The organism is Bacillus sp. SCT118 (assembly GCF_058566435.1).
In genome coordinates this window covers 1,610,814-1,631,533 of the sequence record NZ_CP191225.1, presented here as the reverse complement: position 1 = coordinate 1,631,533, position 20,720 = coordinate 1,610,814, and the positions used below count along the sequence as shown (strand labels likewise).

Below are 20,720 nucleotides of genomic sequence, written 5' to 3'. Positions count from 1 at the left end.
ATTCCCCCTGCGTATAATGTGTAATTTGTCCTACACGTATAGAGTAAAGGTTCTATGTAAAAAGGGTTTGAACCGAATGTTAAGGTTTTGTAAATCAGTGCGTTTTTTTGTATAAAAAAAACGCCCACATCATGTGAGCGTTTCTTTTTAGTTATCAGAAGACGTTGTGTTTTCTGCATTTTCTTCAATTTTGTCTTTATTCTTTTGCTGAGTATCTTCTTTGTCCTGCTTCGATTTCAGCTCAAAATATTTATCCATTACTTCCCTGCCGATTTCGTTTGTAATGGTATATTTAGCGCTGTAATCAATATAAGCCCAAGGGACTACTACAGAGATTGCAATCTCAGGATTATCAGCCGGTGCATAGGCGACAAGTGTCGTATTATAAGTCGATGTTCCTGTTTTTGATTTATCAGGTCCATCATAGAACGATTGTGCTGTTCCTGTTTTACCGGCAGGCTGATATGACGCTGAAGCAAATTGGCTGGCAGCTGTCCCTTTTGTCATCACCCGTCTGAATCCGGCCTGAACCTCTTTAATGTATTCACTCTTCATGTCGATTTTATTCAGCACTTCCGGCTGAACGGATTGTACGACAGCACCGATCCCTCTTTTAGCATCAGGTTCTCTGACTTCCTTTACAAGCTGAGGCTTTAAGCGATATCCGCCGTTTGCAATCGTTGATACGTATTGCGCGAGTTCCAGCGGTGTATACGTGTCGTATTGGCCGATCGCATAGTCAAGCAAGAATCCCGTCAATCTGTCTGTTCCTTTATAGCCTGTCATTTCATTCGGAAGATCAATTCCAGTTTTGACACCCAGTCCAAATTGGCTGAAGTAATTACGGAACGTATCAAAGGCCGTCGTATCAATCGGTAAAGCCTGGTGCGGTTTATATTCACCTTTTCCGAGCGCGATCGCAGTTTTAAACATAAATACGTTGGAAGACTGCTCTAAGGCTCTTTGAATATTGACCGGTCCTAAGTTAGTCCATGACTTTTTACCGCGTTTATCCTGACTGCCGATATACAATGGTTCATCTTGAAAAACAGTATTCAGATTAATAGCTCCGGTTTGAAGGCCTGTCAAGACTGTTGCGCCTTTGACCGCTGATCCCATGGCATAAGATGACGTCATTGTACCTAAAGCGTAATCATCAATTTTATATTTCCCATTTTCTTGTTTAATCTGCTTGCCCGCCATTGAAAGCACTTCACCGTTTCTTGGGTCCATCATGACAACGAATGCACGGTCTAACAATTGCGTGCTTGGTCTTGCTTTAGCAGATTTGAGGTTCTTCTCAATGATTTTTTCCACTTCTTTTTGCAAATCAATGTCAATCGTAAGCACGAGATCTTTACCGGCTTTGCCTTCAGATACCGTTTTTGTTCCCGTGACATTGCCGTTTGAATCTGTGATATTTTCGACTTTGGCTTTTTGGCCCTGCAGAAGGCTTTCATATTGGTATTCCAAATAGCTTTTTCCGACCCTGTCATTACGGCTGTAGCCAAGCGACAGATAATGGTCGAGCAAGTTGGACGGCAACCCTTCATTAGAGCTGGAAACACTTCCGAGCACTGAGCGAAGAAGGTTTTTATACGGATATTCACGTTCCCAATCGGACGTGACATCAACACCTGGCAGTTCGTCTAAATGTTCACTTACCACTGCCATTTCCTTCGCTGATACATCTTCGTTTTTGATATATTGAGGGGTCAATGCATAGCCCGAATCCATCTGTCTTTTGATAGCGAGGATCTGCATATCTTTATCCGTTAATTCATTCAGCTGCTTATCAGTAATCCGTTTTAGCTGAAGCTGGTATAAATCGTCATCGGATATTTTTTTGTCTTCAACCTGCTGTCTTTCTTTAGAGCTAATGAGCTTTTTCGCTTCTTTCGGTCTAGTCAAAATCCAATAATCTTTTTTATCCCGTTCTGTTACTTTTTTTGTATCGACTTTGATCATGTCAGACAGCTTTTTTGCGATCTTTAAGCGCTGTTCTTGCGTGGTCGATTTAGATCTCGTGTATGTGATTGCATTTAAAGCCTTATTTGTCACAATGGCATTAAAGTTTCGATCATAAATTTTCCCGCGTGGTACCGCTGAGCTGACTTCACTTTGTTCCTGCTTATTCGCTTGGTTTTTGTAATCATCGCCTTGCACGATCTGCTTGATGCCCAGTTCCACAATAATCCAGGTAAATATAACAAAGGCAGCTAAAAATAAAATATTCAGCCGGATCGGAAGCGACTTCTTTTTCTCTTTATGATTTTGCTTTTTTGGTTTATTTCTCCTCATAACATCACCTTTTCTATTTACAGAAAGAAAAGACACTCAAGTAAGAGTGCCAGTTTTCATTTTAAAGGTTTTTTCGACTTTTTTCTACAGATAACCCCTTTTTGGCAAAAAAATTATCTCTCGCCTTTTAACAGGGTCGGTTCTGTTACCCGTTTTTGGCCGTCTTCTTCCATGGTTTCATTTTCCCCTTCTTTCTCCTTAAAACGGATATCCTTGACAAAGTAATAAATCAAAGGATGTCCTATACCCAATATCGCAAGTGACAAAGGAATTCCCACATCCTCTTTCAGAAGGGCCACGATCAGGAGAAAGCACAAAATGGAAACAATTCTGCCGGCGTTCAAGAACATTTCTCTAAGCACGATATATTCAATTCTTGCTTTTCTTGCATGCCTCGCCCGCCCTATCACATCATATGTAAGTGATACATATGGCACAAGCAACAGAGGATAGCCGATGGCAATAAAAACGCCGTACGTTAATAATGTCGAAAAGCTCATATGAAACAAAATCAAAAACAGCGCGCCATACAAAATAAGTCCGCCCAGCAAAATCGATTTTTTTCTTGCCTTTTTCTTAATCAGCCTGGATGCAAAGTAGTAGGCAAAGAAGGAAACAGCTGAATTGACAAGACCGAATGTACCGAGAGCAAGTTCGCTGTTTGTCTCAATAAATACAAACACACTGATTAAAAAGACAAAAATCCCTTCTCTCAAACCCTGAAAAAAATGCGCATTCGTGATTCTCCGCCAATTCATATTGCTATGGCGCTCTCCAAATACTTTGCTCAGCATAAAACGGCCCTTTGATTCTCTCCGTTTTAAGAAAAAGCTCATCACGACAGCCAGGGCAAATAAACTGAGGGAGAGACTGAAAATCACTGTATAACCCGTATTATTTTCAAGCCTTGAGATCACGAATCCGGCTACAATCGGGCCGATCATTCCTGCAGAGGAAGACAGAATGCCCATAAACCCGTTGAAAAAGTCTCGCGTATCCGGCTCTGTTATTTCAAAGGTCAGCACGTTAAACGCTAGCCAATAAAAGCCATAGCCCACTCCGAGCACCGCGCCTATTAGCACGAGGCGGCTGGCCGCCGTTTCTCCGGCTAAAAGCACACTTAAATAAAAGGCAGCTAAAAAAATGACGCCGAACCTTAAAATAAATACCCTGTCTATTTTTTTGGCTAACCGTCCAGCCAAATAAAAGGTTATCGGCTGCATTGTCACAATGGATAAATTATATATCGCCAAATCAATAAATTTCCCTGACTGCTTCCAAAGATACACATTAACAAATGTATTGGACAGTGCAATTCCCAGCGAGTAAAGCCCGCCAATGGTCAGCAGAAAGAGTAACCCTTTGTTTACGTCTACATCGCCTATCACTTTTTTTAGTTTGCTCATTACTGACTCCCCTTTACTATCCCTTAGTCTGTCTCACTCAAACCGAGATATGTAAAAAGAAGACATAAAAAAACAAGGTCCCATAATGAGGACCTTGTTTGTGCCATTATTTTGCTTCGCTGTATAGACGAGCCACTTCGTCCCAGTTTACAACATTCCAGAAAGCTGAAATGTAATCAGGACGGCGGTTTTGATAGTTAAGGTAGTAAGCATGCTCCCAAACGTCAAGACCTAAGATAGGCGTTTTGCCTTCTGAAAGCGGAGAATCTTGGTTTGGCGTGCTTGTGATTTCAAGTTTACCGTTGTTCACAACAAGCCATGCCCAGCCAGAACCGAAGCGTCCAGCTGCAGCTGCTGCGAATTGCTCTTTGAATTTGTCAAAGCTTCCAAATACACTGTTGATCTCTTCAGCAAGCGCGCCAGTCGGTTCGCCTCCGCCGTTTGGAGATAAAAGTGTCCAGAATAATTTGTGGTTCGCGTGTCCGCCGCCGTTGTTGCGGACTGCAGTGCGGATGTTTTCAGGAACAGAATCAAGATCTGCAACAAGCTCTTCAACTGATTTGTTGGCAAGAGCAGTGTTTCCTTCAACCGCTTTGTTTAAATTTGTCACGTATGTGTTGTGGTGTTTCGTATGGTGAATAGTCATAGTTTCCTTGTCGATATGCGGTTCTAAAGCATCGTACGCATAAGGTAATTCTGGAAGTTCGTAAGCCATGATAATTCCTCCTTAGTATATATGTACTGAAATGCCGCTTCACAGCGAGCCTTTCTTCATTCAATGTAACAAAAGAATGCTTTGTAATCAATGAAAAAGCTCACGATTTGGCTCATTTCAGCGGACATACTTCACTTTAACCGATAATCTGCCCCATTAAACCTGCCGCCAGCATTTCTTATAGGACCGTCCATAAAAAGTATCCGATCATCAAAAGCTGTATGATGCCCTTGGCAATAACCCCTGTTAAAAAACCAATGAGTGAGCCGAGGCCAATTTTAAACGCTGACTTTAAGTCCTTCTGATGGACGATAAGTTCTGCGCAAACAGCCCCGATAAACGGACCCAATATGATCCCTGCAACCGGAATGACAAAAGGCCCGACTAATAAACCGATCGTGCTTCCCCATATGGCAGCTTTGCTTCCTCCGAACCTTTTTACTCCAAGCAGATTCGACACGTAATCTGCTGCGAATAATACTGCGGCAAAAACTGCCTCAACAAGCCAGAACATATAAGAATACGGACTGAATGAAAATAAAAATCCGTACAATACAAATCCGGCAACAATAAATACTACGCTCGGAATAACAGGATACACCAGCCCGATAAAGGCAATGATAAAAACCGCTGCAATCAACAGCCAATACAACATATCCATAGCTTCCATCCTCCCATTTTACTCTGTCTTCTTCATGTCTTCCTTGTATTCACACGCATGCAACGATACAATAAGCAACATATATTAGTTTAGCTAGGAAGTGAAGATAGTGAATGTGTTTCAGCTTTTCATTAAAAGTACATACTCTCCCCGTGATATTGCAAAAACAAGATTTCAAGGAATCGGAAAAGCGATTCTTTATGTATTTTTGCTCTCTGTCCTGTTTGCAATCCCTACCGCTTATTATGTAAGTACAGGGACCGTAAAATCAATGAACGGCTTTAAAACTGTTTTAAACAAAGATTTCCCTGATTTCACAATTTCAAACGGCAAACTTCAAACGGATGAGAAAAAAGCCACGGAATCTCAAGCAAATGGTTTCGTTATCGTGTTCGATCCGACAGACTCCTATGGCACTGAACAAATTGAAGCAAAGCAAAACGCGATCGGCATCCTTCAGAACAAATTTGTTTTGGCCATTGACGGACAAGCCCAAGAAATGTCTTACTCAATGATGCCGTCAGAGTTACAGAAAAAAGATGTCATTGCAGGGTTAAACCAAAATAAAGCGATGATTGTCACTGTTCTCTCAGCTCTTATTTTTCTCGTAACAGCAGCAGGAAAATTTATTGAAGTATCGTTTTTAGCGCTTATCGGGTTAATCATTAAGAATTCGCAGAAAAAACATTTATCCTATCATCAGCTCTGGAAGCTTTCTGCTTATTCCATCACCCTTTCAACTGTATTCTTTACAATCATGCGGGCATTAGAAGCAACCGTACCAAGTGAATTTTTGCTGAACTGGTTCGTCAATTTTGTCATCCTGTTTCTCGTTTTAAAAGAGATTCCGTCCAAAAAAGCTGCTGTATAAACCGAGGCTGCATTCGCAGTCTCTTTTCTTTTGTCATGAATCGAAATGGACAAGCATACTATGGTATAAAATTTCGTATGCGGGAGGAAAAGCGATGAAGCGTCTCACCTTAGTATGCAGCATTGTTTTTATTCTTTTTATTCTTTTTTATGACCTTAAAATTGGAACCATACCCATTCAGGACCTCCCTGTCTATGAAGCATCAGCAAAAACGGCTGCACAAGAACCGGCTTATAAAACGGTGAAGGTAAAGCCGGGTGATACGGTTATGTCGATAGTCGGATCAGCAGGTTCTCCGGATGACATTGTAAAGGATTTTGAAGCACTGAATCCAAATGTGAAAGCCAATGCCATTCAAGCGGGAACAGCGTACAAATTCCCGGTCTACCCTTAATTTAACGTTAATTTCTTGTCAGTTCGGCGAAGACACTGTTACAATGTAATTTGTAAAATAAATTCACATAAACCATACTAGAATTGTTATATCTAGAAGCGGCAACTACAATTAAGGAGCGATTGCAAGTGAGTGAAATCACACATCGTACAAAAACTCGTCCCGTCAAAGTGGGACCTTTAACAATAGGCGGCAACAATGAAGTTGTCATCCAAAGCATGACAACAACAAAAACACATGATGTAGAAGCAACGGTTGCGGAAATTAACCGTTTGGCTGAAGCCGGATGCCAAATCGTTCGGGTAGCATGTCCGGATGAACGGGCAGCAAACGCCATTGCGGATATTAAAAAGCGCATTTCCATTCCTCTCGTTGTTGACATACATTTCGATTATAAACTTGCGTTGAAAGCCATTGAAGGCGGCGCAGATAAAATCCGCATCAACCCCGGCAACATCGGCCGACGCGAAAAAGTTGAAGCGGTTGTTAAAGCGGCCAAAGACAAAGGCATTCCGATCAGAATCGGAGTAAACGCCGGTTCATTGGAAAAACGCATTTTAGAAAAATACGGTTATCCGACTGCCGATGGAATGGTAGAAAGCGCACTTCATCACATTAAAATTCTTGAGGATCTTGATTTTCACGATATTATTGTCAGCATGAAGGCCTCTGACGTGAACCTTGCAATCGAGGCTTATGAAAAAGCGGCGAAAGCGTTTGACTACCCGCTTCACCTCGGGATCACCGAGTCAGGAACGCTGTTTGCCGGCACAGTAAAGAGCGCAGCAGGACTCGGCGCCATTTTAAGCAAAGGCATCGGGAACACCATGCGCATTTCACTAAGCGCAGACCCTGTAGAAGAGGTAAAAGTAGCAAGGGAGCTTCTGAAATCTTTCGGCTTAGCCTCCAATGCTGCCACGCTCATCTCATGTCCGACTTGCGGCCGTATTGAGATTGATCTAATCAGCATTGCCAATGAAGTGGAAGAGTATATTTCTAAGATAAAAGCGCCGATTAAAGTTGCTGTTCTCGGCTGCGCTGTAAACGGACCTGGTGAAGCGAGAGAAGCTGATATTGGAATCGCCGGCGCACGCGGTGAAGGACTGCTGTTCCGGAAAGGGAAAATTGTCCGTAAGGTTCCAGAGGAAACGATGGTAGAAGAACTCAAAAAAGAAATTGACATTCTTGCTGAGGAACACTACGCAAAACTTGAAGCTGAAAAAGCAAAATTAAAAGAAGAAACACAAAAAGCTTGACGGGAACCCGTCAAGCTTTTTTGTGTTAGAAAAATGGAATAATAAATATTCCAAGCACTAATGAAACGACACCGATACCCATTGCCCAGGCTCCAAGGCCTTGAGCACCTCTTCTTCTTGCGATATAGCCGACAATAATACCAGCAGCTCCCAATAAAACAGGCAGTACAAACAATGAAATGATGGACAAGGCTAAAGCGATATATCCTATTCCCCGTCCTTCATTGACATTGCCGCCGCTGCGATCATTGTCTTGGTCATTGCTGCGGTCAGCAGCACGATAAGGCTCTGCGATTTCAGCAGCTGTTTCCTCAAAAAAACCGTCATTGTCGCGGGTAATATTTGTCCCTTCAGATCCATGATCAACATAGTAACTGTTGTTATCACGCTTTTCGTAATCGTTTGCCACCTTCAATTCCCCCTTCTGTTTTATTAAAGGAGCTTTTATAGTTTGATCCATTTTGCCTGATTCATGTTTGCTAAACTTTTCTGTTAATGTCAATTGTTTATGTTACACTTGAAGGGATGAAACTGAAGGAGTGTGGGCATGTTACGCTTAGGAATAGATATTGACGGCACAATCACGGCTCAGGATACATTCGTCCCTTATTTGAACCGTTCGTTTAATCTTTCCATTTCATTAAACGATATGACGGATTATGATTTAACAAAGCTGTTAAACATTACCCAGGAAGAATTTTGGGATTGGATGAATCAAAATGAAGCGATCATATATAAGGAAGCATTGCTTGCACAGCATGCGAAACAGTCACTTGATCTTCTCAAAGAGGAGCACAAGCTTATTTATATTACAGCGAGACGGACTCATTTAACTGATATTACCTATGAATGGTTTGACAGACAAAACATTCATTATGACCACATCGAACTCGTTGGCGGTCATCACAAAGTTGAAGCGGTCAAGAATCGTAACATTGACCTGTTTTTTGAGGATCATCACGGGAACGCCATGATGATTGCGAAAGAAGCCGGGATACCGGTGATTTTGTTCAATTCACCTTATAATCAGCTTCCGATTGATTCAAACATCATCAGAGTAAACAACTGGCTAGAAGCCGTTCAATGGATGAACAACAACAAGCATCACTTTATACGTGTCAATAACTGAAAAAGGAGCCCAAACCGGGCCCCTTTTTCATATATACGCATTTTACCCAGTAGTGTTTTCTTGGTTTTCCGCTGTACAATCAGGGCATGTGCCGTAAATCTCAAATTTATGCCCGCTGACCTGATAGCCATCTAAATCATCACAAAGCTTGTCCATCGGACATGATTCAATTTCCTTTGTTTTGCCGCAGGCAAGACAAATAAAATGATGGTGGTGATGGGTGAATGAACACTTAAATCGGAAGAGCTTTTCACCGGACAGCTCAGTTGTTTCCAAAATCCCAAGTTCTTCATATAAAGAAAGATTTCTGTAGATTGTATCAAAGCTTAAGCCTGGATAATCATCATTCAGTGCAGACAGTACGTTTTTAGCGGTAAGATATCTGTCTGAATCAGCAAAAAGCTGCAGCATATCCTCCCGTTTGTTTGTATATTTATATCCGTTTTCTTTTAATAGGTTCAGCGCTTCTTGTACGTTCATGAAGGGTCCCCCTTTTCGCTTTGCTTAAGAACGTATCACATGTATGAAAAAGAAAATGGCAGCTGTCTGTCCAGCAAGCCATTGTCTTTACTGCAGATAAAATTATACCCATAAAATGAATAAAAGTAAATGAAAGCCTAGTGGATTGCGTTTTTGAATTTTCCGCCTCTCGTTTCATGAGTATTCATAATTGTTATGAATGCATTTTGATCAACTTCAAACACGATCGATTTGAGCTTTGTCACTTCCAGCCTTGTGACAACCGCGTAAATTACGTCTTTTTCTTCGTCCGTATACCCGCCTTTCCCCTTCAGCTTCGTTGTGCCCCGACCAAGACGGTGCAAAATCGCGTCGGAAATCTCATCATACTGCTCAGACACAATAATGACAGCTTTTGTTTCATCAAGCCCTTGGATCACGGCATCAATCGTTTTCATCGCAATATAATAAGTCATGAATGAGTACATCGCTTGCTCAGGACCGAACACAAAAACTGCCCAAATGAAAATGAACACATTGATGAACATAACGAACTCACCTACTGAAAACGGGAGTTTTTTGGTCAGCAAAATACCGAGAATTTCTGTACCATCCATTGAACCTCCGTTTCGAATAACAAGCCCGACGCCAAAGCCGAGTAAAAGACCTCCGAACACAGTAGCCAAAATAGGCTGGGTTGTAATGGCTTCTACATGGTGAAGTGAGGATTCAATAACGGCAAGCCCGACAATCCCTATAAACGTAGAGACTAGAAAGGTCTTACCGATATATTTATATCCGAAGATCATAAAAGGAATATTTAATATGACAACGAAAAAAGCGAAATTCAGAAAGGGGTTTGACATAAAGAGGTGGTCTAAAATAAGTGATACACCGATAATCCCGCCATCAATAAAATCATTGGGGATTAAAAATAATTCAATACTTACAGCCGCAGATGCAGCTCCTACCAGAATCATAAAGACCCTGAAAATAAAATGGGTAAATGTTTCTTTCTTATGTTGTTTTGTTGGGGTCATAAAATCTCCTTTCCTGCAATAACTATTTTAAATACATTATAAATCTATTTTACCATTAAACACTGACACATTTTACTGATTTGCCCATACATTAAGTCTGGAGGTGGAATGACCGATGATTTTATTTCAAAGAATTATTTTACAGCGGCTTAATCAGGCTACTGCTGACGATTTGCTGAAGTACTCAAAACAATACGGAATCAGCTTAACAAGGTCACAGGCCGTTGAAGTAGCGAACCTGTTATACGGGAAAAATGTAAACATCTTTAATGAAAGTGAACGAATGCGGCTGCTGAAACAAGTAGAGACGATTACATCGAAAGAAACAGCTCAAACAGTTAATGAACTATTCAAACAATTTACAAGCTAAAAAATGGGGGTGTTATCCCCCATTTTTTATTGCTGTAAAATCTTTTCGAGCAATGTATCATCAAATTGTTTTTCTTTCAGCATTTCAATCTCAAAACGGTATGGCGGTTTTTTGTTCTTTTTATCTTCACCGACATATGGTGTTTCAAGAATTTTTGGAATGTCTTTTAACTGCTCATGGTGAACAACATATTGCAGTGCGTCAAAACCAATTTCACCAAAGCCAATATTTTCATGGCGGTCTTTTCTCGCACCTTTGACATTTTTGCTGTCATTGATATGAAGCACTTTAATACGGTCAATGCCAATGATTTTATCGAACTCATTCAGCACTCCGTCAAAGTCTTCAACAATGTTATACCCGGCATCATGTGTATGGCATGTATCAAAGCACACTGACAGCTGCTCATTGTGTGTAACGCCTTCGATAATCAGTGCAAGCTCCTCAAAGCTTCTGCCGCATTCTGATCCTTTTCCAGCCATTGTTTCTAATGCAATCTGGACATTTTGATTCGGATCAATCACTTCATTTAAGCCTTCAATAATTTTTTTGATGCCGGCTTCAGCTCCTGCCCCTACGTGAGCGCCAGGATGAAGGACAATTTGCTTCGCTCCGATGGCCGCTGTCCGTTCAATTTCTGAACGAAGAAAATCAACACCCAGCTCAAAAGTGGACGGATTTGTCGTGTTGCCAATATTAATAATATAAGGCGCGTGTACGATAATCTCGTCAATGCCGTTTTCTTGCATATGTGCCCGGCCTGCTTCTATATTTAAGTCTTCAATTTTCTTTCGGCGCGTATTTTGCGGTGCGCCTGTATAGATCATAAACGTATTCGCCCCATAAGAGACTGCTTCCTGGCTTGCAGCCAGAAGCATATGTTTTCCGCTCATAGAGACGTGTGAGCCTATTCTCAACAACAGGTTCCCCTACTTTCTTTTCTTAGATTGGTTTCTTCTCTGTTTTTTCTTGATTTTCTCCATCTCATAGCTCATTTTCTTTTTATACCCAGGCTTAACCTTCTTAGGCTTTTTCACGAGACGATGAGCAATTTCATCCGCTTCATTCGGCGTTTTTTTACGCTTTTTGCGGCGCTGACGGTCATCGCCTTTTTTCCATTCGCCCTTTTCAAGCTCTAAGTAATCAAATTCGATGCCCATTTTTTCAAGTCTTACTAATGCATCCTCATCAGTAAGTTCATAAATGGTCATCGCTTGTCCTGATGAGCCGGCACGAGCCGTTCTGCCCACACGGTGAACATAGAAATCGAGATCATCCGGCAGCTCATAGTTGATAACATGGCTGACACCTTTAATATCAATACCTCTTGCGGCAAGGTCAGTTGCAATGACATAAGTGAATTCCAAATCATTGATCTGCTTCATGACTTTTTTCCGCTCACGTGGTGTTAATCCGCCGTGCAGCAAGCCGATTTTCATGCCTTTGCCAGTCAGATACTGGGCAATATGGTCAGCCGTATTTTTCGTGTTGGCAAACACAATCCCCAGGTATGGATTCAGATGCGACATGATGTCAAAAAGGAGCTTGTCCTTGTCACGATGTTTCGAAGGAATAAGGATATGCTCGATTTTCGCAGCAGTCACCTGTTTTGGCTCCACATGGGCGTATTTCGGATTTTCCATGTATTTCTTCAAAAATGGTTTCAGCTTTTCCGGTATGGTCGCTGAGAACACAAGCATTTGCAGATCCTCAGGCATGCGGGAACCGATGTAATCTACATCTGCAAGGAATCCCATGTCCAGCATTAAATCCGCTTCATCAATAACAAGAGATTCCGCTTTATGAACACTTAACGCCTGTTCTTTGATCAAGTCAGCAATCCGTCCGGGTGTACCGACAACAAGATGCGGCTGTATTTTCAATTTATCAATTGATTTTTGTTTATCAGTGCCTCCGATAAAACATTTCGAGCGAATCTGACTGCCTTCCTCACCTTGTGTGATTTTAAGCGCTTCCTGATAAATCTGGTTGGCTAGCTCTCTTGTCGGAGCCGTAATGACTACCTGAACGACATCCTTAGCAGGATCGATTTTGTTTAATAAAGGCAGTAAATAAGCGTGAGTCTTTCCGGTACCCGTCTGAGACTGGCCGATGACGCTTTCTTTTTTTAACACTGCAGGAATCAGCCTTTTCTGGATATCAGTCGGTTCGTAAAAACCAAGGCGATGTACTGCATCTATAATAAATGGTTTCAATTCATAAAGTTCAAATTTCGTTTCTTTCATTTTTCCCAGCTCCTTAAAGCGGCACATTATGTGTCCATCATCACATTATACCCGATTTTGCTTAAAAACACCACGTTTGCAAGGCGTTTGTTTTATTCAGTTATGTAAAGCAAATACCGCAGCCCATGCATATTCTAATAGCAGAGAGAGCTGAAAGGAGGTACAAGTATGTTTTCACCGCAGCAGCCAATGAGAAATTACCCACAGCCCGGACCGCCCCGCCCCATGCCAAATCAGCGAATGATGGGCAGAAGACCGCCTAATATGCGAGGACCTTCATTTGGAGCACAGCAGCAAGGTTTTCAGCAAGCCGGACAATTTCTTCCTCAGGCAAATGCCGGAGCGAGAAATGGTGCAGGTGCAGGTGCAGGCGGAGGCTTAAAAGGAATGCTGTCAAGGTTCCTACCCGGCGGAGGAGGCGCTGGCAGCGCCGGAGTTCCTGGAATTCCAGGAGCAGGTGCCGTAGCGAGCGGAGGTGCTGGCCTGCAAGGCATTCAAAATATCGCCAATCCTGCATCATTATCCAGTATGCTTGGAAATGTGCAAAAAGTACTCGGCATGGCGCAGCAAGTCACCCCTATGATCCAGCAGTACGGCCCATTAGTCCGCAATCTGCCAGCAATGATGAAGCTGTACAGCCAATTAAGTAAAAGTGATGAAACTGAGACAGAGGCCAATGAGGAAAGTGAAAAACAATCCGTTTCAGAAGAATCATCAGAAAAAGAGACTGAAACAAAAACCTCAGATGGGAACAAAAAATCAAAACCAAAAAGTTCTTCTCTCCCAAAGAAATCTAAAACAACTGACAATAAAGAACAAGAATCAAAAACATCTGCCCCGAAGAAAAAGGAAGCTGCCTCTCCTGCTCCGAAAAGAACATCAGGCAGTTCAAAACCGAGATTATATATTTAACATTCTTTGATATCTGAAGTGAGATTGGCTATAATGAGATCAGAAGAATGCAAGAATAGAGCCGTTTGATTACGGCTTTTTATATTGCCTTTACTCACTTCAGTATTGGAGGACAACCGAAAATGGACGTAATTAAAATTTCACCGCGCGGCTATTGCTATGGTGTTGTTGATGCTATGGTCATTGCCAAAAATGCGTCACTAGATAAAAGCTTGCCAAGACCCATCTATATACTCGGGATGATTGTTCATAATAAACACGTCACTGATGCGTTTGAAGAGGAAGGGATTTTTACATTGGACGGCTCTAACCGTCTGGACATCTTAAAGCAGGTTGACAAAGGAACTGTCATTTTCACTGCGCACGGTGTTTCTCCCGAAGTCAGAAGAATCGCAGAAGAAAAAGGGTTAGTCGCAATTGATGCTACATGTCCGGATGTGACGAAAACTCATAATCTAATCTTAGAGATGAAAGAAAAAGGATATCACGTGATCTATATCGGCAAAAAAGGGCATCCAGAGCCTGAGGGAGCCGTTGGCGTAGCGCCAGAGATCGTTCACTTAGTTGAAACAGAAGAAGATGTAAAGAACCTTGATATCCAAGCAGAGAAGTTAATCGTGACGAATCAAACAACAATGTCTCAATGGGATGTTCACGACATTATGGAGCTTGTCAAAGAAAAATATCCTCATGTCGAATATCACCAAGAGATTTGCCTCGCTACTCAAGTGCGGCAGGAAGCTGTATCAGAGCAGGCAAAAAAAGCGGACTTAACAATCGTTGTCGGAGACCCGAAAAGCAACAATTCAAATAGGCTTGCTCAAGTGTCAGAGGAAATAGCCGGGACAAAAGCATACCGGATCGGCGACTTAAGCGAACTGAAGCTCGAATGGCTGAAAGGCGTTAATACCGTTGCAGTTACAGCGGGAGCTTCAACACCGACGCCGATCACAAAAGAAGTCATTCGCTTTTTAGAGCAGTTTGATCACGAAGATCCATCAACTTGGACAACTGAACATAATATACCGCTCAAAAAAATACTTCCAAAAGTAAAAGCAAAAAACTGAGGCTGTAAAAGCCTCAGTTTTTTTATAGAAATGTAAATGGATTTGTATCTGTTTCAGAAACAAAGATATTCACGTCAAACTTTTTATCATTACACATTGATGTCAGTTTTCCCGTGACGCCTTCTTTCATGATTTTTTCCGCGTAATGGCCCGGATCAACCACATTTAGGCCAAGCATCATCGCATCATGGGCCACATGGAAGTATAAATCCCCTGTGACGTAAACATCGGCTCCCTTTCGTTTTGCATGATGAATATACTTGTTTCCATCTCCTCCAAGAACAGCTACCTTTTTCACCATGCTGTCAGCATCCCCCACCATTCTGACACCATTGACGTCAAGCTTGTCTTTCACAAATAAAGCGAATTCCTTGAGCGTCATCTCATTTTTAAGGGTTCCGACACGGCCGAGCCCTTTTTCGGCGGGAGTCTGTTCGACAGGATAGATATCGTAAGCGACTTCTTCATATGGATGGCTTTTTATCATTGCATTGATAACAGCTTTTTCGATGCTTTTAGGAAATACAGTCTCAAGTCTTACTTCATGAACAAGCTCAAGCTCTCCCACTTCACCGATAAAAGGCTTGGCTCCATCCAATGGCTTAAAGCTGCCGATCCCTTCAGATGAAAACGCGCAATGGCTGTATTCACCGATATGGCCGGCCCCCGCATTTCCGAGCGCGGCTCTGACCTGCTCTTCATATTCCTTCGGCACGTATACTGCCAGCTTTTTCAGAGGATCCGTATAAGTAGGTGCCAGCACTTCCGTCTCACTCAGCTCTAATGCTTCAGCAAGCAAATCATTCACGCCGCCGTCCGCAACGTCTAAATTTGTATGAGCTGCATAAACAGCAATATCATGCTTCAAACACTTTTCAATTAACCTTCCGGCAGGCTGATCTGTTGAAATATGCTTTAGCGGCCGGAAAATAGGAGGATGATGTGCAATAATCAAGTCAACCTCTTTTTCAATCGCTTCATCGATAACGCTCTCTAACACATCAAGTGTAACCATCACATTTTTAATTGGTTTGTTTAAAGTGCCGATTTGCAGGCCGATTTTATCTCCTTCAACCGCATAGGCTTTCGGGGAAAATTGTTCAAACAGCTGGATGATCTGCTGCCCATTTACACTTTTAGCCATGATCGATTACCTCCTTTAACAACTCCATTCGATCGGAGAGCTCCTTTAATTTTTGTTTGTTTTGCTCTGTATCCGCCGCTTGGCTAATCTGTTCATAAATGCTTTGAGTGTGCTGAAGCTCTTGTGTCCACTTTTTCAAAAAGACAGCATTTTTTTCTTTTGCCAAGAAAGGGCCGACGAGCATCCCGGCTGATAAAGAAATACCGTCATAAGCCGCATCCCTGTCTCCCGCTTCTGCTACCAGCACCTCATAGCACTTTCCGTCCTCTTCAAGGATTACCTCATCTATCAGCGCATATCCTTCTTTATAAAGCCACTCCCTGATATGAACAGCATGAATATTCGGCTGTAAAATGAGCCGTTCCTTCCCCGTTAATTTGTCTTTGCCCGCTTCTAAAATGTGAGCGATCAAAGCCCCGCCCATTCCGGCAATCGTAATGGCATCAGCTTCACCTTTTTTAATCACTTCCAGTCCGTCTCCCTGCCTTACAGAAATGTGCGAGTTTAAGCCTGATTTTTCAACCTGCCGCTTTGCAGACAAAAATGGGCCGTCTGTTATTTCTCCGGCAATCGCCCCGCTGGCTTTATGATTCAGCACCGCATAACAAGGAAGGTATGCGTGATCAGAGCCGATATCGGCCATCACCGCTCCATTCGGTATGTACTCCGCTACTGTTTGCAATCGTTTAGATAATTTTAATTCGTTCACTTGTCATCACAACTTTTCTCAATCATTTTTTCCTTTACTATCATATAAAAAATCAGCCCGGAATCCAAGCTGAAGCAAATGATTTTGAGATTATTTCTTTTGATGCGGGTCTGCACGCGGCAGTCAAAAATAAAAGGCTGTCGAGAACATCTCGGCGGCCTGTGAATGTATAAAGAGAAAAATGGTTCTTTTATTTAATTTTTGACACCCACTCTGCCATATCATCCAGCTTATCGGCCGGAACAAGACCGGAAGGCATTCCATTACCGCCTTTTTCGATCTTTGTTTTAATTTCAGCGACATCTTTCTTATCCCCTACACCTTTTAAGCTAGGACCCGAAACACCTTCATAATTTTCACCGTGGCATGCGATGCAGTTTGCCTTGTAAATTTCTTCTGGTGAAGCGTTTGCATCTTTCTTTTCAGCAGATTTGCTTTCTCCTCCGCTCGCAATCTCCCGAGAGTCATCAAGTCCTTTTACTGATAAAAAGAAAGTTAGACCAATTCCTAAAACAGCGATCAGCAAAAATGGAATAAGCGGGTTCCATTTCATTTCCCTTCCCCCTTTTTGATCCTTCCCCCTATGTAAACACTTCTAATTCTAACTTATTTTTACAAAAAGTAAATGGATTGCTATACAAAAGTTTTTTATTCACACTTTATACAAAATTGAATAGAAACATGCCTAAATCTCTAATATCCTTTTTATTCTATTGTATAATGTATTGTATACGCTTACAATAGAAAATATGGAATTAGATTTTGAAATTTTTCACCACAATGTCCATTTGCAAATGACATCATTTTTCAGTAAAATAAAGGCATATTATCCATATATCTTTTTAAAAAAAGAAGAACGGATCTTCAAGACCCGTTCCATCTTATTCGAGGAAATCTTTCAAACGTTTACTTCTGCTAGGATGTCTTAGTTTCCGCAACGCTTTGGCTTCGATTTGTCGAATACGCTCTCTCGTTACTCCAAATACTTTGCCGACCTCTTCTAATGTTCTTGTACGGCCGTCATCAAGACCGAATCGAAGACGCAATACATTTTCTTCACGATCAGTTAACGTATCAAGCACATCTTCCAGCTGCTCTTTCAATAGCTCGTATGCGGCGTGGTCAGAAGGTGAAGTTGCTTCTTGGTCTTCAATGAAATCACCAAGGTGCGAGTCATCCTCTTCACCGATTGGTGTTTCCAGCGATACTGGTTCTTGAGCAATCTTTAAGATTTCGCGTACTTTTTCAGGCGTTAAATCCATATCTTCCGCAATTTCTTCAGGTGTTGGTTCTCTGCCTAAGTCTTGCAGTAATTGACGCTGCACACGGATTAATTTATTAATGGTTTCAACCATATGAACGGGAATCCGGATCGTTCTCGCCTGATCGGCAATGGCGCGTGTAATCGCCTGTCTGATCCACCACGTAGCATACGTACTGAATTTATAACCTTTGCGATAATCAAATTTTTCAACGGCTTTCATCAGTCCCATGTTTCCTTCCTGGATCAGGTCAAGGAACAGCATACCGCGTCCGACATACCGTTTTGCGATACTGACAACAAGCCGCAGGTTCGCTTCAGCCAATCTGCGTTTAGATTCTTCGTCACCTTCTTCAATCTTTTGAGCGTAGGCGATTTCTTCTTTTGCAGAAAGAAGGTTAACCCGACCGATTTCCTTTAAATACATACGAACTGGGTCATTGATTTTAACGCCAGGCGGTACACTTAGGTCATTAAGGTCAAATTCTTCTTCGGCTTTGGCAAGCTGCTGAATATTAGGATCTTCTGTTTCTTCATTCTCACTAATTAATTCAACACCTTGTTCACCTAAAAATTCATAATACTCATCCATTTGGTCTGATTCAATTTCAAAGCTGGACATACGCTCAGCAATTTCTTCATATGTCAAAACGCCACGTTTTTTACCTGACTCTGTTAATTGCTCTTTTACTTGGTCGAATGTTAATTCTGTCTCGTGGGTTTGTTTATCAGCCATTATGGATCCCTCCTTCCAAAGCTTGCAACGAATTCTATAAGCGGTATGATTCTTATTCGGTCCATTCAGGCGTTTTCTATGTGAACTGCCTTTAACAATGTGCGAATAATGAAATGACAATTCATGATGAGGTTAAGCGATCTATTTGCTCCTCCGCAAGGAATCATTGCCAATAAATGCTCCTCATCAGTTCTCCAGTTATTTTAAAGATCGGTTCAATGTAACGATTTCTTGAGCCAGAGAAGCAGCTCTTAAAAAATCTTTTTGCCTTTCGGCTTCGGCTCTTTCCGCCTCTTTTTCTTTTATCATTGACCAATTTCTTTGATTCAACACTTTTTTTACATAATCTGATAACTCGGCTTCGCTAAGCTCTTGATTAACCTGAAGCATTAATATATCAGACAAGAGCTGGCTTATATGATCATCCGTCACCCTGGCCATCAGATGCTGAGGCGTCAGCTCGGCTCCCTCTTCATAAAAAGCATAAAGATAGGCGGCTAATGCCCGGTGCTCATCAATATTAAATTGAAACCCTACCCGGTCAATCACTTTTTTGATGACGCTCCGATCTCGAAGCATGTGAGCGAGTAACAGCCTTTCTGCATTTTCATACGCCGGACGCAAACGTTTTTGCCTTGCTTTTGTCGTCAGATGCGCTCGCCGCATTTTTGTTTCACCGCTATTGTCAGCTGGTTTGTTTTGCTTGCTGAAAACAGACAGCTGCTCAGTTAAAGACTCCTGTGAAAGCGAAAACTCTGAAGCAAGCTGCTTTACATAGACTTCCTGCTCTAGAGACCCTGAAAGCGTGCTGATTTCTTTCAGTACGTCTTTAATGTAAGCTAGTCGGTCGCCTTCATCGGACAGGTTCTTTCCTTTTCGGAAAAATTGCATTTTGAACGCCATTACGGTGACACTGGCGTCAATAATGTCGTTTTTAAATTTTTCCCCGCCGAATTTTTTGATGTAATCATCAGGGTCCAATCCGTCAGGAATCATTGCAACTCTGACTTTGCAGCCTTTTTTTTGCAGAAGCTCCGAAGCTTTTAAGGTGGCTTCATAACCGGCTTTATCAGAGTCATAGCAAAGAATGATTTCTTCGACGTTTCTTCTCAGGATCTTGACATGATCATCTGTAAGAGACGTTCCCATCGTGGCTATGCTTTCTTTTACACCCGAGCTTACGGCCGATATGACATCAGCAAACCCTTCAAATAAGACTGCTCTTTCCTGCTTTCTGATATGAAGGCGGGCCTTATAAAAATTGTAAAGCAGTTTACTTTTATGAAAGAGCGGGGTTTCAGGACTGTTCATATACTTAGGCTGCTGGCTGCCAAGAGCCCTGCCTGAGAAAGCAACAACAGCCCCGTGATGATCATGGATCGGAAACATGACACGGTTTCTGAAGCGGTCGAAATATCCGCTTCCGTCTTCGCGTCTGATCAGGAGACCCGCTTTTTCCATTTGCGCCTCACTAAATCCCCTCTTTACAAGGAATTTCGTGATAAAGTCCCAAGAATCAAGAGCATAGCCAATCTGAAATTCATCAATCAGCTCTTTCGTAAAGCCCCTAGAAAGCAGATAATCCAGTGCCTCTTGACCTTCTTTTGTATTTATTAACAAATGATGGTAAAATTTCTTCAGGAGCTCATGTGCCTCAGCCATTTTTTGTTCTCCAGAAGACTCTGGCCGGGCTCCGGAATGGACTGTTATATCATCTGGAAAATCAATTTGGTATTTGTCAGCAAGGTGAGAAACCGACTCGGCAAAAGAATAGCCTTCCATCTGCCTTAAAAAAGAGAAAACATTGCCGCCCGCTCCGCAGCCAAAGCAATGAAAAATCTGTTTGTCGGGCGATACGGAAAACGAAGGTGTGCTTTCTCCATGAAAAGGACAGAGTCCAAAGTAGTTTCGGCCTTGCTTCTTTAATTGAACATAATCACCTATGACTTCAACGATATCTGCCGACTTTTGCACCTGATCCACAATTTCATCTGGTATCCGATTTCCCATCTTATAACACTCCGTCGTACATTATTCGATGCT

21 protein-coding genes are annotated in these 20,720 nt (G+C 42.0%); 7 read left to right on the top strand and 14 right to left on the bottom strand.

Annotated features, from left to right (window positions below):
• Positions 1–147: 147 nt before the first annotated feature.
• The 4 genes from pbpA to ACQVGT_RS08350 all read right to left on the bottom strand — a co-directional run bounded on the left by pbpA (position 148) and on the right by ACQVGT_RS08350 (position 5,083).
• Positions 148–2,301 (bottom strand): penicillin-binding protein 2A, encoded by a 2,154-nt coding sequence (pbpA, locus tag ACQVGT_RS08365; protein WP_015483440.1) that lies wholly within the window; start codon positions 2,299–2,301, stop codon positions 148–150.
• 113 nt (positions 2,302–2,414) lie between these two features.
• The gene (locus tag ACQVGT_RS08360) at positions 2,415–3,707 is read right to left on the bottom strand and encodes an MFS transporter (RefSeq protein WP_003230095.1); all 1,293 of its coding nucleotides are present in this window, start codon (positions 3,705–3,707) and stop codon (positions 2,415–2,417) included.
• A 106-nt stretch (positions 3,708–3,813) separates the two neighbouring features.
• Positions 3,814–4,422 (bottom strand): superoxide dismutase SodA, encoded by a 609-nt coding sequence (sodA, locus tag ACQVGT_RS08355; RefSeq protein WP_004398583.1) that lies wholly within the window; start codon positions 4,420–4,422, stop codon positions 3,814–3,816.
• Between the two features lie 178 nt (positions 4,423–4,600).
• Positions 4,601–5,083 carry a DUF456 domain-containing protein gene (locus tag ACQVGT_RS08350; protein ID WP_015483441.1) on the bottom strand — a complete coding sequence of 161 codons (483 nt, stop codon included), beginning with the start codon at positions 5,081–5,083 and terminating at the stop codon, positions 4,601–4,603.
• A 109-nt stretch (positions 5,084–5,192) separates the two neighbouring features.
• Between ACQVGT_RS08350 and ACQVGT_RS08345 the strand changes: the two genes are divergently transcribed.
• The 3 genes from ACQVGT_RS08345 (at position 5,193) to ispG (ending at position 7,604) form a co-directional block, all read left to right on the top strand.
• The gene (locus ACQVGT_RS08345; RefSeq protein WP_015384107.1) at positions 5,193–5,954 is read left to right on the top strand and encodes a DUF1189 domain-containing protein; all 762 of its coding nucleotides are present in this window, start codon (positions 5,193–5,195) and stop codon (positions 5,952–5,954) included.
• A gap of 94 nt (positions 5,955–6,048) precedes the next feature.
• Positions 6,049–6,348 carry a LysM peptidoglycan-binding domain-containing protein gene (locus ACQVGT_RS08340; RefSeq protein ID WP_014477356.1) on the top strand — a complete coding sequence of 100 codons (300 nt, stop codon included), beginning with the start codon at positions 6,049–6,051 and terminating at the stop codon, positions 6,346–6,348.
• Positions 6,349–6,470: 122 nt separating this feature from the next.
• Entirely contained in the window at positions 6,471–7,604 is a 1,134-nt protein-coding gene (gene ispG, locus ACQVGT_RS08335) for a flavodoxin-dependent (E)-4-hydroxy-3-methylbut-2-enyl-diphosphate synthase (protein WP_010886567.1), read from the top strand.
• 25 nt (positions 7,605–7,629) lie between these two features.
• On the opposite strand, the gene ACQVGT_RS08330 is transcribed toward ispG, so the two are convergent.
• Positions 7,630–8,019: a DUF308 domain-containing protein gene (locus ACQVGT_RS08330; RefSeq protein WP_010886568.1), complete on the bottom strand. Its 390-nt coding sequence runs from the start codon at positions 8,017–8,019 to the stop codon at positions 7,630–7,632.
• A gap of 132 nt (positions 8,020–8,151) precedes the next feature.
• Between ACQVGT_RS08330 and ACQVGT_RS08325 the strand changes: the two genes are divergently transcribed.
• On the top strand, positions 8,152–8,733 hold the full coding sequence (locus tag ACQVGT_RS08325; RefSeq protein ID WP_015384108.1) for a nucleotidase: 582 nt from the start codon (positions 8,152–8,154) through the stop codon (positions 8,731–8,733).
• A 42-nt stretch (positions 8,734–8,775) separates the two neighbouring features.
• Here the strand turns inward: ACQVGT_RS08325 and zur are convergent, their stop codons facing one another.
• Together zur and ACQVGT_RS08315 are read right to left on the bottom strand one after the other, a co-directional pair.
• Complete coding sequence (gene zur, locus ACQVGT_RS08320) at positions 8,776–9,213, bottom strand: zinc uptake transcriptional repressor Zur (RefSeq protein ID WP_015384109.1); 438 nt, start codon at positions 9,211–9,213, stop codon at positions 8,776–8,778.
• 137 nt (positions 9,214–9,350) lie between these two features.
• Positions 9,351–10,232 carry a YitT family protein gene (locus tag ACQVGT_RS08315; RefSeq protein ID WP_003230077.1) on the bottom strand — a complete coding sequence of 294 codons (882 nt, stop codon included), beginning with the start codon at positions 10,230–10,232 and terminating at the stop codon, positions 9,351–9,353.
• Positions 10,233–10,347: 115 nt separating this feature from the next.
• Here ACQVGT_RS08315 and ACQVGT_RS08310 point away from each other — a divergent pair, with 115 nt between their 5' ends.
• Positions 10,348–10,602 carry a DUF2624 domain-containing protein gene (locus tag ACQVGT_RS08310; RefSeq protein ID WP_003230076.1) on the top strand — a complete coding sequence of 85 codons (255 nt, stop codon included), beginning with the start codon at positions 10,348–10,350 and terminating at the stop codon, positions 10,600–10,602.
• A 26-nt stretch (positions 10,603–10,628) separates the two neighbouring features.
• Here the strand turns inward: ACQVGT_RS08310 and ACQVGT_RS08305 are convergent, their stop codons facing one another.
• Positions 10,629–11,522 carry a deoxyribonuclease IV gene (locus ACQVGT_RS08305; protein ID WP_015483442.1) on the bottom strand — a complete coding sequence of 298 codons (894 nt, stop codon included), beginning with the start codon at positions 11,520–11,522 and terminating at the stop codon, positions 10,629–10,631.
• 9 nt (positions 11,523–11,531) lie between these two features.
• Positions 11,532–12,848 carry a DEAD-box ATP-dependent RNA helicase CshB gene (gene cshB / locus ACQVGT_RS08300; RefSeq protein ID WP_015483443.1) on the bottom strand — a complete coding sequence of 439 codons (1,317 nt, stop codon included), beginning with the start codon at positions 12,846–12,848 and terminating at the stop codon, positions 11,532–11,534.
• Between the two features lie 168 nt (positions 12,849–13,016).
• Here cshB and ACQVGT_RS08295 point away from each other — a divergent pair, with 168 nt between their 5' ends.
• Positions 13,017–13,760, top strand: coding sequence for a YqfQ family protein (locus ACQVGT_RS08295; protein ID WP_015483444.1), 744 nt, complete (start codon positions 13,017–13,019; stop codon positions 13,758–13,760).
• 122 nt (positions 13,761–13,882) lie between these two features.
• Complete coding sequence (locus ACQVGT_RS08290; protein ID WP_014477361.1) at positions 13,883–14,827, top strand: 4-hydroxy-3-methylbut-2-enyl diphosphate reductase; 945 nt, start codon at positions 13,883–13,885, stop codon at positions 14,825–14,827.
• A gap of 22 nt (positions 14,828–14,849) precedes the next feature.
• Here the strand turns inward: ACQVGT_RS08290 and ACQVGT_RS08285 are convergent, their stop codons facing one another.
• The 5 genes from ACQVGT_RS08285 to dnaG all read right to left on the bottom strand — a co-directional run bounded on the left by ACQVGT_RS08285 (position 14,850) and on the right by dnaG (position 20,687).
• Positions 14,850–15,971, bottom strand: coding sequence for a Nif3-like dinuclear metal center hexameric protein (locus ACQVGT_RS08285; RefSeq protein WP_015384113.1), 1,122 nt, complete (start codon positions 15,969–15,971; stop codon positions 14,850–14,852).
• Entirely contained in the window at positions 15,964–16,614 is a 651-nt protein-coding gene (trmK, locus tag ACQVGT_RS08280) for a tRNA (adenine(22)-N(1))-methyltransferase TrmK (protein ID WP_014480286.1), read from the bottom strand. The genes ACQVGT_RS08285 and trmK overlap by 8 nt, the downstream gene beginning before the upstream one ends.
• A 256-nt stretch (positions 16,615–16,870) precedes the next feature.
• Positions 16,871–17,233, bottom strand: a complete 363-nt coding sequence (cccA, locus tag ACQVGT_RS08275; protein ID WP_003230068.1) for a cytochrome c550 — start codon at positions 17,231–17,233, stop codon at positions 16,871–16,873.
• A 328-nt stretch (positions 17,234–17,561) separates the two neighbouring features.
• Positions 17,562–18,677 (bottom strand): RNA polymerase sigma factor RpoD, encoded by a 1,116-nt coding sequence (rpoD, locus tag ACQVGT_RS08270; protein WP_003226225.1) that lies wholly within the window; start codon positions 18,675–18,677, stop codon positions 17,562–17,564.
• A gap of 198 nt (positions 18,678–18,875) precedes the next feature.
• A complete protein-coding gene (gene dnaG, locus ACQVGT_RS08265) occupies positions 18,876–20,687 on the bottom strand; it encodes a DNA primase (protein WP_015384115.1) in 1,812 nt (603 codons plus the stop codon).
• Between the last annotated feature and the right edge of the window lie 33 nt (positions 20,688–20,720).

Coding starts and splice junctions, on each gene's coding strand:
- pbpA (WP_015483440.1), bottom strand. CDS start 2,301: ATGAGGAGAAATAAACCAAAAAAGCAAAATCATAAAGAGAAAAAGAAG.
- ACQVGT_RS08360 (WP_003230095.1), bottom strand. CDS start 3,707: ATGAGCAAACTAAAAAAAGTGATAGGCGATGTAGACGTAAACAAAGGG.
- sodA (WP_004398583.1), bottom strand. CDS start 4,422: ATGGCTTACGAACTTCCAGAATTACCTTATGCGTACGATGCTTTAGAA.
- ACQVGT_RS08350 (WP_015483441.1), bottom strand. CDS start 5,083: ATGGATATGTTGTATTGGCTGTTGATTGCAGCGGTTTTTATCATTGCC.
- ACQVGT_RS08340 (WP_014477356.1), top strand. CDS start 6,049: ATGAAGCGTCTCACCTTAGTATGCAGCATTGTTTTTATTCTTTTTATT.
- ACQVGT_RS08325 (WP_015384108.1), top strand. CDS start 8,152: ATGTTACGCTTAGGAATAGATATTGACGGCACAATCACGGCTCAGGAT.
- zur (WP_015384109.1), bottom strand. CDS start 9,213: ATGAACGTACAAGAAGCGCTGAACCTATTAAAAGAAAACGGATATAAA.
- ACQVGT_RS08315 (WP_003230077.1), bottom strand. CDS start 10,232: ATGACCCCAACAAAACAACATAAGAAAGAAACATTTACCCATTTTATT.
- ACQVGT_RS08310 (WP_003230076.1), top strand. CDS start 10,348: ATGATTTTATTTCAAAGAATTATTTTACAGCGGCTTAATCAGGCTACT.
- cshB (WP_015483443.1), bottom strand. CDS start 12,848: ATGAAAGAAACGAAATTTGAACTTTATGAATTGAAACCATTTATTATA.
- ACQVGT_RS08295 (WP_015483444.1), top strand. CDS start 13,017: ATGTTTTCACCGCAGCAGCCAATGAGAAATTACCCACAGCCCGGACCG.
- ACQVGT_RS08290 (WP_014477361.1), top strand. CDS start 13,883: ATGGACGTAATTAAAATTTCACCGCGCGGCTATTGCTATGGTGTTGTT.
- ACQVGT_RS08285 (WP_015384113.1), bottom strand. CDS start 15,971: ATGGCTAAAAGTGTAAATGGGCAGCAGATCATCCAGCTGTTTGAACAA.
- trmK (WP_014480286.1), bottom strand. CDS start 16,614: ATGGCCGATATCGGCTCTGATCACGCATACCTTCCTTGTTATGCGGTG.
- cccA (WP_003230068.1), bottom strand. CDS start 17,233: ATGAAATGGAACCCGCTTATTCCATTTTTGCTGATCGCTGTTTTAGGA.
- rpoD (WP_003226225.1), bottom strand. CDS start 18,677: ATGGCTGATAAACAAACCCACGAGACAGAATTAACATTCGACCAAGTA.
- dnaG (WP_015384115.1), bottom strand. CDS start 20,687: ATGGGAAATCGGATACCAGATGAAATTGTGGATCAGGTGCAAAAGTCG.